11 protein-coding genes are annotated in these 13,928 nt (G+C 62.8%); 1 reads left to right on the top strand and 10 read right to left on the bottom strand.

All coding sequences use genetic code 11. From position 1 onward, the window contains the following. Window positions 1-59: 59 nt before the first annotated feature. On the bottom strand, window positions 60-1,352 hold the full coding sequence (gene serS / locus HMPREF9452_RS05940) for a serine--tRNA ligase (protein WP_009141225.1): 1,293 nt from the start codon (window positions 1,350-1,352) through the stop codon (window positions 60-62). Window positions 1,353-1,470: 118 nt separating this feature from the next. Here serS and HMPREF9452_RS11960 point away from each other — a divergent pair, with 118 nt between their 5' ends. Further along, window positions 1,471-1,641: a DUF6724 family protein gene (locus tag HMPREF9452_RS11960; RefSeq protein ID WP_009141224.1), complete on the top strand. Its 171-nt coding sequence runs from the start codon at window positions 1,471-1,473 to the stop codon at window positions 1,639-1,641. A gap of 201 nt (window positions 1,642-1,842) precedes the next feature. Here the strand turns inward: HMPREF9452_RS11960 and mfd are convergent, their stop codons facing one another. The 9 genes from mfd to HMPREF9452_RS05895 form a co-directional block, all read right to left on the bottom strand. Continuing rightward, on the bottom strand, window positions 1,843-5,436 hold the full coding sequence (gene mfd / locus HMPREF9452_RS05935) for a transcription-repair coupling factor (RefSeq protein WP_040362476.1): 3,594 nt from the start codon (window positions 5,434-5,436) through the stop codon (window positions 1,843-1,845). A gap of 299 nt (window positions 5,437-5,735) precedes the next feature. Beyond that, complete coding sequence (gene nth, locus HMPREF9452_RS05930; protein ID WP_009141222.1) at window positions 5,736-6,404, bottom strand: endonuclease III; 669 nt, start codon at window positions 6,402-6,404, stop codon at window positions 5,736-5,738. 47 nt (window positions 6,405-6,451) lie between these two features. Beyond that, window positions 6,452-7,801, bottom strand: a complete 1,350-nt coding sequence (locus HMPREF9452_RS05925; protein ID WP_147568243.1) for a DNA recombination protein RmuC — start codon at window positions 7,799-7,801, stop codon at window positions 6,452-6,454. A 24-nt stretch (window positions 7,802-7,825) separates the two neighbouring features. Next, window positions 7,826-8,434 carry a hypothetical protein gene (locus HMPREF9452_RS05920; RefSeq protein ID WP_040362475.1) on the bottom strand — a complete coding sequence of 203 codons (609 nt, stop codon included), beginning with the start codon at window positions 8,432-8,434 and terminating at the stop codon, window positions 7,826-7,828. A 68-nt stretch (window positions 8,435-8,502) separates the two neighbouring features. Beyond that, window positions 8,503-8,979: a hypothetical protein gene (locus HMPREF9452_RS05915; RefSeq protein ID WP_009141219.1), complete on the bottom strand. Its 477-nt coding sequence runs from the start codon at window positions 8,977-8,979 to the stop codon at window positions 8,503-8,505. A 75-nt stretch (window positions 8,980-9,054) separates the two neighbouring features. Continuing rightward, a complete protein-coding gene (locus HMPREF9452_RS11320) occupies window positions 9,055-9,831 on the bottom strand; it encodes a hydrogenase maturation protease (protein WP_232205035.1) in 777 nt (258 codons plus the stop codon). Window positions 9,832-9,952: 121 nt separating this feature from the next. After that, window positions 9,953-10,756, bottom strand: a complete 804-nt coding sequence (locus HMPREF9452_RS05905; RefSeq protein ID WP_009141217.1) for a cytochrome b/b6 domain-containing protein — start codon at window positions 10,754-10,756, stop codon at window positions 9,953-9,955. Further along, window positions 10,757-12,421 carry a nickel-dependent hydrogenase large subunit gene (locus tag HMPREF9452_RS05900; RefSeq protein WP_009141216.1) on the bottom strand — a complete coding sequence of 555 codons (1,665 nt, stop codon included), beginning with the start codon at window positions 12,419-12,421 and terminating at the stop codon, window positions 10,757-10,759. Then, a complete protein-coding gene (locus HMPREF9452_RS05895) occupies window positions 12,421-13,794 on the bottom strand; it encodes a hydrogenase small subunit (protein WP_009141215.1) in 1,374 nt (457 codons plus the stop codon). The genes HMPREF9452_RS05900 and HMPREF9452_RS05895 overlap by 1 nt, the downstream gene beginning before the upstream one ends. Window positions 13,795-13,928: the final 134 nt, after the last annotated feature.

The raw sequence follows: 13,928 nt of genomic DNA, 5'->3' as shown, positions 1-13,928 counted from the left end.
AGGACCCCCTTGCGGAGGTCCTTGCGAATGAGAGGAAGACGATGCGAGGCCCGGACGGCTTACTCCTGGATCTCGATGTGCTCGCGCCCGCCCATGTAGGGACGGAGCACCTCGGGAACGGTGATGGTGCCATCGGCGTTCTGGTAGTTCTCCATGATGGCTGCCATGGTGCGGCCGGTGGGCAGGCCGGAGCCGTTGAGCGTGTGGACAAAGCGGGCGCCCTTGAAGTTCTCCGGATCGCGGTACTTGATGTTGGCACGGCGAGCCTGGAAGTCACCGCAGTTGGAGCAGGACGAGATCTCCTTGTAGGCGTTGTAGCTGGGGAGCCACACCTCGATGTCATAGGTCTGGCGCGCAGAGAAGCCCAAGTCGCCGGTGCATAGGCTGATCACACGATACGGCAGACCAAGCTGCTGCAGAATGTACTCGGCCTCTGCCACCATGCTCTCAAGCTCGTCGTCGGACTCCTCGGGACGGGCAAACTTGACCATCTCGACCTTGGTGAACTGGTGCTGGCGAATGATACCGCGGGTATCGCGGCCGGCGGAACCGGCTTCCTCGCGGAAGCACGGGGTGCCGGCGGTATAGCGAAGCGGCAGCTGCGAGGCATCAAGCGTCTCGCCGGCATGCAGGTTGGTGAGCGCGACCTCGGCGGTGGGAATCAGGAACTGGTCCTCGCCGGTGTGGTAGGCATCGTCCTCGAACTTGGGCAGCTGGCCGGTACCGAACATGATTTCGCGGTTCACAACCACGGGCGGGATGAACTCCTTGAAGCCGCGGGCCAGGTGGGTGTTGAGGAAAAAATTCTCAAGAGCGCGATCGAGCGTCGCGCCATCGCCGGAAAGAACGGTGAAACGGCCACCGGAGAGCTTGGCACCGCGCTCAAAGTCCAGAATGCCCAGGTCGGTACCAAGGTCCCAGTGAGCCTTGGCCTCAAAGCCCTCAGCTGCAAAGTCACGCGGGGTGCCCCAGCGACGAACCTCGGGGTTCTCGTTCTCGTCCACGCCTACGGGAGTAGCCTCGCAGGGCATGTTGGGGATACGCGCCATGAAGTCGTACTGGGCGTCCTCAAGCTCGCTGCGTCGAGCAGCCAGGCCCTCGATCTTCTCGTTGACCAGACGGACGGCCTCCTTGGCTGCCTCGGCCTCCTCGCGCTTGCCCTCCTTCATGAGCATGCCGATCTTCTTAGACTCGGCGTTGCGCTGCGCCTGAAGCTCCTCGACCTCGGTGATGACGGCACGGCGCTCGCCATCGAGCTCAAAGAACTTCTCGCGGTCCCAGGATCCCTGGCGGTTCGCCATGGCCTCATCGAGGGCGTCGGGGTTCTCGCGAACAAACTTGATATCGAGCATGGTTCCTCCGGTTCGCACACGTAGCTGATGTGCAATTAAGGTTGGCATTATGGTGTTGCTCTCGCCAGTATATACTTGTGAGAGTTTTTCCTTAAGTGAGAAGGCGAGAAGGCATCATATGGACGCGATTTTTTCCTTTTTGTTCGGCACCCGCGCGGGTTTGGCCGTGCTTTTCGTCGGCGGTGTAGCGCTGTTTGGCCTCATCGCATTCGTGATGGAGAAGCGCACCCACAAGCTCTACGTCGACCGCGGTCCTAAGAAAGAGGACGAGGACGGTTTCTGGGACTAGCACCGGCACCACCAACAACAAGTCGCACAAAATGAAAGGGAGGCCAAAACGGTCTCCCTTTCTTTCTCAATGTGCCTTCAGGTGCGGCGAGACTCCCTGCCCCCGACCGGAGGCTATCCCCCGCGGTGTTCTGAGGCGCCACCGCGCCGAACACACCGCGGGGGATAGCCTCCGGTCGCGACAGGGCTGCAGCGCCGCACGCTAGTCGTCGTCGCCCGAAGCTCCCAGACGCAGCAAGATACCCAATGCCGCCTGCACGGGGCTCATGCTCTCATCGCTCGCATCGATTCCTCGTCCAACGCCAGAACCGGCGCCCGCGCCGGCACGGTAGGGCACCGTGAGCTTGCGGCTCTTGGGATAGTTGATGGCGCCCAGCATGCTCTTTAGATCAAAGGCCACGTTCTTGGGCACGTCCACCCCCTGGAACACCAAACGGCCCTGCGTAAGCGAGATGCTCTCCAGCCCCAAGCGCTCCGCGCGGATACGGATGCGCGCACGGTCAAAGAGGTTCGCCGCCGCCCGAGGCAGTTCGCCATGGGAATTCTCGCAATCCTCTTGCACGGCGTCCACGCTGGCAAGGTCATCCGCCGCCGCGAGCCTTCGATACACCAGCACGCGCTGGTCCACCGCAGGCAGGTACTCCTCGCTTAAGAAGAAGTCCGCCGGCAGGTTGATGGTGACGCCGGATTCCTCCACGTCCGCACCGCTCTCACCGCGCGCCTCCGCCACGGCCTGGCCCAGCATCTGCGTGAACAGGTCAAAGCCAACGCTGGATAGGTTGCCATGCTGTTCGGCGCCCACAAGCGAGCCCGCGCCGCGGATCTCCAGGTCGCGCATGGCGATGCGCATGCCGCTGCCCAGGTCTTGGAACTCGGAAAGCGCCATCAGGCGCTCGGTCGCCTCTTCGGTAAGTGGCAGCTCGCCCGGGAACATGAAATACGCGTAGGCCTGCGTGGCAGAGCGCCCCACACGACCCTTGAGCTGGTAGAGCTGCGCTAAGCCCAAGCGCTGCGAGTCCTCGATAATCAGCGTGTTGGAGTGCGGGTTGTCGATGCCGCTCTCGATGATGGTGGTCGCCACCAGCACGTCGATCTTGCCCGTGGCGAACTGGACCATGACGTCCTCCACCTCGCGCGGGCTCATTTTGCCGTGTGCCACGCCCACGCGCGCCTCGGGCACCACCTCGTGCACGCGCTCCACCGCATCATCGATGGTCTTCACGCGGTTCGATACGTAGTAGACCTGGCCGCCGCGGTCGAGCTCCAGGCGAATCGCCGCCGAAACCACGTCCGGATCGTACTCGCCCACGTGGACGATAACCGGGCGCCTGCCCGTTGGCGGCGTGGTGATGAGGCTCATATCGCGCACGCCCGAAATAGCCATCTGCATGGTGCGCGGAATAGGCGTTGCCGAAAGCGTGAGCACGTCGATCTGCTCGCGCAGGTTCTTGAGCTGCTCTTTATGCTGCACGCCAAAGCGCTGTTCCTCGTCGATGATCACCAAGCCCAGGTTGTTGGGGTTGACGTCGGCGGAAAGCAAGCGATGCGTACCCACCAGCACGTCCACCTTGCCCTCCGCGAACGCCGCCAGCGCGCGGCGCTGCTGCGCGGCGGTGCGGAAACGGCTGAGCACCTCGACCTCGACTCCAAACGGAGCGAAACGCTCGAAGAACGTCTCGTAGTGCTGCTGGGCGAGAATGGTGGTGGGGCACAGCACCATAACCTGGCGCCCGCCGTCCACGCATTTGAACGCGGCGCGCAGGGCCACCTCCGTCTTTCCAAAGCCCACGTCGCCGCAGAGCAGGCGATCCATGGGCTTGGAGCTCTCCATATCGCCCTTGATATCGGCGATGGCGTCCAGCTGGTCATGCGTGGGCTCGTAAGGAAAGCTCTCCTCCATCTCGATTTGATCCGGCGTATCGGGCCCAAATGAGTAGCCGGTGATGGACGAGCGCCTGGTATAGAGATCGACCAGGTCGAACGCCAGCTTTTTAGCGCTCTTGCGAGCCTTGTTGGTAGCGCGCGTCCAATCCGCGGTGTTAAGGCGGGTAAGGCGCGGATTGGCGCCGTCCGGCCCCACGTAGCGGGTGATGCGGTCTACCTGCTCAAGCGGAACGTAGAGCTTGTCGCCGTCAGCGTATTCCAGCAAGAAGTAATCGCGCTCGCGACCCCCCACCTCTTGACGCACGATCTCGGAGAACAGGGCGATACCGTGCGTGGCGTGGACCACGTAGTCGCCCGGCTTGAACGGGAAGGTGACCTCCGTGATATCGACGCGGCGACGCGCGCGCCCACGTCCGCGCTTGGCATCCATGCGCGCGTTAAGATCTGCCAGCGAAAAGACCGCGAGGTTCGCCTCTGGCACCACGGTGCCGGCGGGCAGCGGAATGTCGACAAAAGTGACGCGTCCGCGGGTGATGGTGGGAACCACGGGACCGGCGGCGCCCTCATCCAGACCGCGGGCGTTGAGGGCGTCCGCACGGCGGCGCGAAACGGCCGGCAACTCCACGTGCACGGCGTCTTCGATATCGCCCTTGTTCTCGTCCGCCATTACCAGCGACTCTTCAAAGGGAATGTTCTCGTCCGTAAAACTGAGCTCCATGGACTCGCGGGCACCGCGGTCCGGAATGGCGAATACCACCGCATAACGGTTGCTGACAACCTCATTGACGCGCGAGATAAAGCGATTGTCCGAACCCGCCAGCGCGGGCTGCTCCAGCTTGAGCTCCGCGGTCACCGCGCCGCTGGCGCGGATGAGCGACACGTAGTTAAGACGCTGCTGGCGGCCAAAGTCGAGCTGCTGGGGGCGCACGTACAGGCCATCCAGCTGGGCAACCTTCGCCTCGCCGGCACGGCGCTCCAAGTCCTCATAGGCGCGCATGCAGTCATCGAACAGCGAGCGGGGCTCGGACAGGATCACCAGCGCATCGTGGCTCACATGCGCCAGCGGGCTATCGGTGCTCTCGTATAGCAAGGGCATAAAGCGGTCGAGTTCCGGCGTGACAATGCGCTGCTGTACCATCTCGAGCATGGCGGCGAGCTCGGTATCGTTTTGCGCGGGAACGTAGAGGGCGGCGGAGATGCGCTTGATCGCCTCATCGGTAAGCGCGAGCTCGCGCACGGGGTAGATCTCCACGGCGTCCTCGTCACCGATAGTCTGGCCGGTGGAAGACACCATGCGGCGGATGCGGTCGATCTCATCGCCAAAGAACTCGATGCGCACCGGCGCGGTCGCCTGAGCGGGGTAGATGTCGACGGTGTCGCCGTGCACATGGAAAAGGCCCGGCATGTCTGCGGCCTCGGCAGGGGTGTAGCCCATGCCGACCAGGCGGCGAGAAACGTCCTCAAACGGCGTCTCCTCCCCCACCGCAAACGTGGTCGAGGCCCAATACCGGCTCTCGCGCGGCGGCACGCAGCGCAGCAGAGCGCGCGCAGAGGTCACCATGATACAGTGCTCGCCGCGGGCGATGCGACCCAGCGCGGCGCAGCGAGCGGCGACCACGGAGTCATCGGGCGCGGTGTCTTTCCAGGGGTAATCCGTGCGCTCCGGAAAACGCGCGACATGCTCAAGGCCAACGTAGGCGACAAGCGAGCGCATGGCGCGGTCCGCCGCGTCCTCGCCAGAAACGATGTAAACCGTGGGACGAGGACGGCGCGCAAACTGAGCCGCCACCATAAGCGTTCGCCCGGATTGCGAAACGGCAAGCGTGGCGTCCTCGCCCCGATCGAGCGCCGCCTCGATAACCTGGGGGCCTTCAGCGGTATACAGCTGTGCGGCAATACGATGGATGAGCAAGGTCTCTCCCCGTTCAACATGCCCGCCGAAACGCATGCCAGCAGCGGGCGTCCATACCAAAACCCACCCAACGCGATGCCGGGCGGGTGAGGGCTCTTGAATTTTCTACGTCCATTCTACCCCAGCGAAAACGGATTGAGGCGGCGTGCCACCATAGGGAACGGACGGCAACCCGAGGCCACGGGTGACCAACTCCAAATACACGTTTTCAGCGTGAGAAGTGACCGTATCCGCTATCCTGCGGGTGCGGCTATTTTCTTCGGCCTATGGTAAAGCCAAGTTCAATAGCACAACCCAATCTATTTTGCCAAAGCGCCCGCACTGGGGCAGATGTCCGCCAGCGGGCACTCGCCGCACAGGGGCTTGCGCGCATCGCAGATTTCGCGCCCCAGCATGATCCACTGATGGTTGACGTCGTTCCAATACTCGCGCGGCAAGATCTTAAGCAAGTCCTGCTCGGTCTTAAGCGGCTCTTTCTCATGCGTCTTGGGCGAGAGCTTGAGCCGGTGGGCGATGCGGTTCACATGCGTGTCCACCGCGATGCCGTCCACGATGCCAAAGGCGACGTTAAGGACGATGTTGGCGGTCTTGCGACCCACACCCGGAAGCTTGACCAGCTCTTTCATATCCGCCGGCACCTCGCCGCCGTAATCCGCGACGATCATCTGCGCCGCCTCCACGCAGTGCTTGGCCTTGGTTTTGTAGAACCCCAGCGACTTGATGACCTCGGCCACCTCCGCCGCGGTAGCACCGGCCATGGCCTCAGGTGTGGGCCAGCGCTCAAAGAGTGCAGGCGTCACCTTGTTCACCTGGGCATCCGTTGTCTGGGCGGACAACAGAACGGAGATAACCAAGCGGAACGGACTCGCATGGTCCAAAAAGCACTCGACGGGACCGTAGCGCTCGTTCAGGCGCCGGCACGTCTCGATGGCGCGCTCGCGCTTTGCTGCATTGGTTTCACGCGGCATGTCTTCCTCCTATCGCGGTCGCTCTATCGCGGCTGCTTCCACGCCAATCATCGCTCCTCGCCCCGCGCGGATTCCTGGTCCAAAAGCGCAACGGGGCCAAAGGCGTCTTCTTCTATTCCCAGCAGGGTCGCCGCCTCATCTTGATCCTCTATCGCGGTCACCGATCGCAGCTTGCGCTCTATCACGTTGGTGCGCGTGTTGATGATGCCGTCAACGGTCTTGCCCGCCGTCTCGATCTGCTTAAGGGCGCGGCGCAGCTCCGCTTGGTACTTGGGGAACTCCGCCTTGACCGCGGCGAGCACGCGCTGGATCTCGTCCGCACGCTTTTGAAACGCGAACGTCTGGTAGCTCATCTGCAGGCTGTTGAGGATAACCGCCATGGTGGAAGGGCCCGCAACGCTTACCTGGTAGTCGCGCTGCAGGGTCTCGATAAGGCCGGGGCGATCGACCACCTCTGCATACAGGCCCTCGAACGGCAAGAACAGGATGGCGAAATTGGTGGTAGCGGGCACGCTTAAGTATTTGGACGAGATATCCTTGGCCTCAAGCTTGATGCGCTGCTCGAGCACGCGGCGCGCGGACTCCACGGCGGCGGCATCCCCCGCCTCCACGGCATCGCGAAGATGCTCGTAGGCGTCGCCGGGGAACTTGGAGTCGATGGGCAGCCAGATGGGTTCCGCCCCCTCCTGCGGCAGCTTGACGGCGAACTCCACGCGGTCGGCGCTGCCCGGCTTGGTCGCCACATTCTGAGCGTATTGCTCCGGCGTGAGGATATCCGCCAAAATGGCCCCCAGCTGAACCTCGCCCAAAATACCGCGCGTCTTGACATTGGAGAGCACTCGCTTGAGGTCGCCCACGCCCGCGGCGATGCTGCGCATATCGCCCAAGCCGGTATAGACCGCTTCGAGCTGCTTACTCACTTCTCGAAACGAGGCGGACAGGCGGTCATTCAACGTGCGCGAGAGTTTTTCATCCACCGTCTGGCGCATGCGGTCGAGCTGGGTGGCGTTGTCTTGGCGAATCGCCTCGAGCTGGCGCTCCACCGTGGCGCGGACCTCGCCCAAGCGAGCATCGACCACGTCGCGGTTCTTATCCAGCCGATCCGCCGTGTCACGACGAAGACCGTCCACACGCAGGCCCATCTGGGCGGACTCGCGCGCGAGGCTCTCGTAGCGCTGCTGCGCGGCGGCGCCCTCCGCGGCGGCCCATTGCGCGATAGACCCCACGCCCGTCGACGCCTTCTCTATCGATGCCTCAAGCGAGGCCATACGTTGCACTAGAAGATGCTGCTGCCCCTGCTCGCGGCGAAGGCGAACCAGTAAAACCACGCATCCGCAGCTCGCACCGGCGGCGACCAGCGCCAGCAGGGCGACCGCGAGGAGCAACCCGTTATCCATCATCGTCCCCTCTCCGTTCTTCCCCTACACGCGAACAGCCAGGTTATACCACGTGGCGAACACCGCCATGAGCACGGCGACGCCGGCGCAGGCAATGGTCCATTTGCGCTCCACGGCGCAATACTCATCTGGCGACATGGTGGTGAGCACGCGCATGTAGCCCACATAGTTCGCCATGCGCGCATAGAAGAACATGAACGCCAGCGTTCCGGCAAGCGCCAAGGCGACAAGCAACACGCTCGCCTGGCCGTGAATCGCCGCCCACAGCAGGTTGTCGACCATGAGCCACATGGGGTAGACCACCACCGCGAACACCTGCCCGTGGCCAGCGCCCCAAATGGGCGGCATCAAAAAGGCCCCCCAATTGAACTGGGGAATATGATAGATGGGCTTATCTACGGGCAGCTCCATGATAATCGCCATGTCGCGGCGCCGATGCCCGTGGGGATCGGCAAGGCTCTTGTCCAGCTCAACAAAGCAGCGGCAAGCCTTGCAATACCCAACCAGCCTCATGCCGGGGCGGGCGCGCGGAGTGTCGCGAGCAGCACGCTCGAGCGATGGCGCCGGCGCGCCCTGCTCCATCCGCTCCACCTTGCTTACCTTGTGTCCCGTTTTCTTTGCGCGCTTAGCCATAACCCACGCTTTCCCATACCGCGACCCATATACGTGCAACCCAGTGTAGCAGCGCGCGGCCGTGCGGGTCATGACGCTGCAAGGGCCCCCGCCACAAAGCCGCCCATGCGCTCTAGCAGCGCCCCCAGCAGCCCGAGAAGTTCTTGGGGCGATGCGCCGTTAGCAATGCACGCCAGCGCGTACGCCGCGATAAACACCACCACAAGCGCTACAGGGAGCAGCAGCACAAAGAGCACCATCTTGAGCATGCCGGTCACCTTGCGCCTGCGGGCTCGCTGCTTGTCAAACGCGAGCTCGCGCTGATAGCTGTCCTGGGCAACCGAATACGGCTGCACGGCGCGCGGCTGGGCGGCATAAGACCGATTGCCGGGACGATGCCGGGCAACGGAGTCCGGCTCATCCAAATCAAGCGAAGCGGCCATGGTCGACGCCGCGCTATCCTGCACGCGAGCGATATCGCGAGCCGGAGCGGCGGCGCGCACGTAGCGCCGCTCGCGCTCAAGGCGTTCTGCAGCGCGCTGGGGCGTTTCGATAAACAGATTCATGCGATGCCTCCTTATGACGAGGCATGCGCGGTAAAAGAGGGTTCTCTAGGTATACCCCCTGGGACACCGAGCCATTCACTCACTTGGCAAGGAGGCAAGGCAGCGGCCAATGGCATCGTCCGCTTCATAATCTGGCATGCCCGGGTACGCCAGATCCAAAAGCTGCTGCGCCTTGTCTGGGCGTTCCGCCGCATCAATCCCCGCCGCTTCCAAGGCATCCTTCATATAGTCGTGAGGGTTGGCTAGCTTGGCGCGCGTGTCTCCCGCCTCGCGCCAGCGATCAACGGCTTCGATCCCATATGCCCGCTCGAGATACCGCACAACCATGCGCGCCACCGGGCCAACGGCCGCCTGCACCTGCAGGGACAGTCCGCGCTCCAACGCACCCGTACCCATGTCGACCACTTGCACGCCAAAGCAGTGGCCCGTGCACGCAACGCCCATAAAGGTCGCCGCCGCCAGCACATCTGCAAAGCGCACCTCATGAAGGGACGTTTTGCCGGTAGACACTCTCATGTCCGCAGGGTCAAAGGAAAAGATGGTTCCCGGCGCCGCGCCCGTGCCGTCGAGCGCATCGACCACCACCGCAACGTCGCACTCCTTGAGATCAGAGACGATACCATAGCCCATAACGGCGCGGTCGAGCACCGTCACGCCCAAGGGAAACCGATAGCGATCATCCAGATAGCGCGCCACCGCCGGACCAAAGCCATCATCCAACTGATATTCATTCCCCACGCAAATAATCGCGATGCGGGGCGCGCTCGCCGCCGCCGGCACCGCCATCACAGCCTCCGCATCCGTCGCCATGGGCTCTTCCGGAGCATCGCCCCCATACACTTCAGCCTCCATCTTATCCACGCACCTCTTCTCAAACGCTGCCAGCTTACCGTACCGCGCCAGGAAAAAGGGCCCCGGCGCACGTGCCGAAGCCCTTATTTGTCCTCATCCACATGAAACGCGGTGAGACACGCTATTTCTCAAAGCCGTTGTGCTGGGCATCGCCCGTGCTGATGGCCTCGTGCTCGACCACGCGAGCTCGGTCGACGGCGGCGCGCTCTTCGCTCTTGAAGGTCTCGCCGCAATCCGGCTCCTTGCCCATGCCATCGAAACCGACGATGTTCATGGTCTCGGGATCGTAGACCAGGCCCGGCGTCTCTTTCCAGAAGAAGATCAACGTCGCGGGGGATACGCCCTCGATCAGCGACAGGTACACGTGGATGCACATGAACACCAGGAAGCACCACATCATGAAGTAATGCAGGATGCGCACCTTCATAGCGCCGCCCATGAAGTTGAGTCCAACCTCGAAGATGGGCCAGCCGGCGGTGGTGCCCCACAGGCAGAATCCCGTGTAGCCCGTAAAGAAGATCAGCAGCGGAATAAGCAGGTAGACGATCTTTTGCGGAACGCCCAGCTTAGCCGCGATGGGGTGCTCCTTGCGCAGGAACAGATAGTAGCTGATCCATGCCCACAGCTGGTGCTTGTTATCGCGCTGGGGCAGCCACGTCTTGTAGTCCGGAACAAGCTCGCGGGTACCCGGCGCCGGAGCGCTCTTGATGAAGAACGCCAGCACCATACGGACCACGCAGTTGATAAGCAAAACGATGCCGCAGAAGATGTGCAGGCCGCGAGCCATGGTCATCACGCCGCCAAAGAGCGGGTAGTGGATGTAGAAACCCGTGAAGATCAAGAAGATCATAGCGACCAGGTTGACCCAGTGGGTCACCACAAAGGGCAGCGGATGCGCCTCGCGGTAGTGGGCCATATGCGCCATTTACATCACCCCCCAGGGAGACGTGACGGTATGGAAGCTCTTGCCCGTGGCGGGCTCGGTCACATGGCAGGCGCACGCGGTGCAGGGGTCCACGCTGTGGACGATGCGAACCGCGTCAAGCGGCTTGTCGATATCGGTGACCGTGGTGCCCAGCAGCATGTGCTCCAGCGGACCGGGGTTGCCCTTGCCATCGGTGGGAGACAGGTTCCAAGTAGACGGGATGATCTCCTGGTAATGGGTCACCACGTCGTTCTCGACCTTCTCGGTATGCAGCAGGGCGCCGCGCGGAGCCTCCCACAGACCCAGGCCCTCGCCGGTGGTGCGGGCAGCGGGCGTGTAGTACTCCGCCTTGTCGTCCGCCATCAGCTGGACCAGCTCGTTGAAATTCTGCTCCATGACGTCGCAGACGTAGTCTGCCTCAAGCACGCGGGCCAGCAGGCGGCCGGCGACGCAGTCCAGCTGCGCCATGGTAAGACCGGTCTTTGCCAGGGCATCGTCCATCAGCTTCACCACGGGCTCAACGCCGCGCACGTAGGCCGCCAGCATACGGGAGATGCCGCCTGCCTCATAGGCCTCGCCGTCGTAGCGAGGCGCCTTGCACCAGGTGTACTTGTTGCTAAAGTTCTTGCCGTCCTTGGGCCACATGGGGCGCGTCACGCCGTCGACCGGGTTGAGGGGCGCATGGTTCTCGTAGAACGCATGGGTCACGTCCTCGGTGATCAGGCTCGCATCCACGTTGGCAATGGTCATGGTGCCGTCCTCGTTGAGCGTCACCATGCCGGCGGGCAGGTAGCGACAGTTGAGCTCGCGGCTTTCATCGTCCAAAACGCCAAAGGAAACAAAGCGGCCCTCGCCCTTGCCCATGCCCACCAGGTTGGGATACTTCTCAACGATCATGAACATGTCCGGGATCATAGTCCCCTGAATCCACGTCTTAAGCTCGCGGATACGGAAGATGATCTCGTCCAGCTTCTCCGGCGTGGGCACAAAGGAGGTGCCGCCGGGGATGGATGTCATAACGTGGGGCATCTTGCCGCCGATGATGGCGCAGATCTGCGACGCCTTGGCCTGGTAGTCGATGCCCTCGAAGTAGTGGGCGGTGCCAACCAGGTTCTCGGCGGGCGTAAGGTGGAACGCAGAGGAGCCGTCGGCATCCTTGCAATCAAACCAGTTGCCGGAGAAGATCGACAGCTGGCCGTTCTCGGCAAACGCCTTGAGACGGGCGGACAAGCCCTCGAAGTCGGCACCGGCGGTACCGTACTTGCGGCAGACCTCGTAGGCGTCGGCAGGGTTGGCGTTCACGGCATCCAGCGGATTGATGTAATCCAGACCCGCCAGGTTGTAGAACCACAAGATGGTGGAGTGCAGGATCTGACCGCCCTCGGAAAGGTTGCGGATCAGTCGCGCGGCGCTGGGGATCTTGATGCCGTAGGCGTCCTCGGCAGCGAAGCACGACGCGTGCACATGCGACACGGGGCAGACGCCGCAGATGCGCTCGGAAATAAGCGCGGCATCATAGGGTGTGCGGCCCACAAGCGCGTTCTCAAGGCCGCGGTACAGGTTGCCGCAGCTCCATGCCTCGGTGACCTTGCCGTCCTCGACCTCCATCTCGATAGAGAGGTGTCCTTCGATACGGGTAATGGGATCGACAACAGAGCGAGCCATTACTCATCGCCTCCCTTCTCGGTGGATTCGCCTGCGGACGAGGATCCGCGGCGCTTTTCGATCTCAGCGGCCTCGGCAGCCTCGTGGGCGGCCTTCTTAGCGGCGCGCTTCTTCTTCAAACGGTCGATGTTCTTGGGCTCCAGGCCGCGCTCGTCCAGCTCGTCATAGAGCTTGGCCGCGCGCTCGCCAGCCTGGTGCGCCTGCTCGGTGCCGTGCTTGACGTCCCAGCGGCGCTCCGCCTCGAAGTCCGCACCGCCGTCGACGCGGCCGGTCAGCTTCATGCCGACGCCGTGGACAACCAGCACGGCAACAATAAGACCCGTGCACGCGGCTGCCGCCAGCGGGGGCTGGAAGTGAAAATCTCCCAGCGAAATGTTGCGATGGCGCTTGAGGAACGGCGTGTTCTCGTCCACCCAGTTGCGCTGCGGATGCATGGGATTGATGACGCCGCAGCCAATGCACGGGGCGCCGGACTCCACGCACCAGGAAACCGACTGGTTCCAGCGCGTCACCGGGCAAACGGTAAAGGTCTGCGGACCACGGCAACCCAGCGGATACAGGCAGTAGCCCTTAGCCTCCTCCGCGCTGCCAAACTGATAGACAAACTCGCCGTTCTCAAAGTGTCCGCGGCGCGGGCAGTTGTCATGAACGGTCTGGTTGAACAGCGCGGCGGGCTGGTTCTTGCTATTGAGCTTGGGCAGGCGGCCCATCAGCGTGTACTCCACAATGACGGCGACCAGCCACTCGGGGTTAGCCGGGCAGCACGGAATGTTGACCACCGGGGTGGAGATTCCCTGCTCGGAAAGGAATTTCTGAACGCCCATGGCATGCGCGTCGTTGGGGCGAGCGGCCATCCAACCGCCGTCGCAAGCGCACGAGCCAAGCGCGATCACGGCATCGGCATGCTCGGCGGTCTCCATAAGGGAGTCGATACCCTTTTCGCCACCGACCATCAAAACGTTGCCATCAAAAGCAGTGGGGACAGCGCCCTCATAGATGAGAACATATCCACCCGCCTCGATGGTATCGCGACGAGCCTGCTCCATTGAATGGCCTGCCGCCGCGGACAGCGTCTCGCTATAGTTCAGCGAGATAGACTCCAGCACCAACTGCGGAATGTCCGGCGTGTTTGTCTGGGCGAGCGCCTCGGTGCACCCCGAGCACGATCCGCCCTCCATCCAGATCACGGGCAGAAGCTTTCCGGATTTCTTTCCCGTTTCCAGCGCCTGGGCAATCTTGGGCGCCGCCGTAGCGGACATGCCAAGAAGGACCGCGAGGCTGCCGCAATACTTGAGGAAATCGCGGCGGGTGAACCCGTGCGCCTCCAGACGTTCGGCAAGCGTCATGTCCTGCATCTGATGATCAGTAACCATCCATACACCTCCCTGTTCTGTGCGGTGCGCATACTTTCGCGCACATAACTCCCTTGTCTGTACCTCATGCGCCGCGGAGGCGGCGATACCGCCCGGACGCAAATCCTCGCATGGCGAGGGCATAGACCAACCCA

It is taken from the genome of Collinsella tanakaei YIT 12063 (genome assembly GCF_000225705.1).
Taxonomy (GTDB): domain Bacteria; phylum Actinomycetota; class Coriobacteriia; order Coriobacteriales; family Coriobacteriaceae; genus Collinsella; species Collinsella tanakaei.
The sequence above is the reverse complement of the archived record's forward strand: the minus strand, read 5'-3'. Positions and strand labels throughout refer to the sequence as shown.

Excerpts from the sequence above, each read along its gene's own strand:
- HMPREF9452_RS05925 (WP_147568243.1), bottom strand. The coding sequence starts at position 7,801 with ATGGATAACGGGTTGCTCCTCGCGGTCGCCCTGCTGGCGCTGGTCGCC.
- HMPREF9452_RS05895 (WP_009141215.1), bottom strand. The coding sequence starts at position 13,794 with ATGGTTACTGATCATCAGATGCAGGACATGACGCTTGCCGAACGTCTG.
- HMPREF9452_RS05920 (WP_040362475.1), bottom strand. The coding sequence starts at position 8,434 with ATGGCTAAGCGCGCAAAGAAAACGGGACACAAGGTAAGCAAGGTGGAG.
- serS (WP_009141225.1), bottom strand. The coding sequence starts at position 1,352 with ATGCTCGATATCAAGTTTGTTCGCGAGAACCCCGACGCCCTCGATGAG.
- HMPREF9452_RS11320 (WP_232205035.1), bottom strand. The coding sequence starts at position 9,831 with ATGGAGGCTGAAGTGTATGGGGGCGATGCTCCGGAAGAGCCCATGGCG.
- HMPREF9452_RS05915 (WP_009141219.1), bottom strand. The coding sequence starts at position 8,979 with ATGAATCTGTTTATCGAAACGCCCCAGCGCGCTGCAGAACGCCTTGAG.
- nth (WP_009141222.1), bottom strand. The coding sequence starts at position 6,404 with ATGCCGCGTGAAACCAATGCAGCAAAGCGCGAGCGCGCCATCGAGACG.
- HMPREF9452_RS11960 (WP_009141224.1), top strand. The coding sequence starts at position 1,471 with ATGGACGCGATTTTTTCCTTTTTGTTCGGCACCCGCGCGGGTTTGGCC.
- HMPREF9452_RS05905 (WP_009141217.1), bottom strand. The coding sequence starts at position 10,756 with ATGGCGCATATGGCCCACTACCGCGAGGCGCATCCGCTGCCCTTTGTG.
- HMPREF9452_RS05900 (WP_009141216.1), bottom strand. The coding sequence starts at position 12,421 with ATGGCTCGCTCTGTTGTCGATCCCATTACCCGTATCGAAGGACACCTC.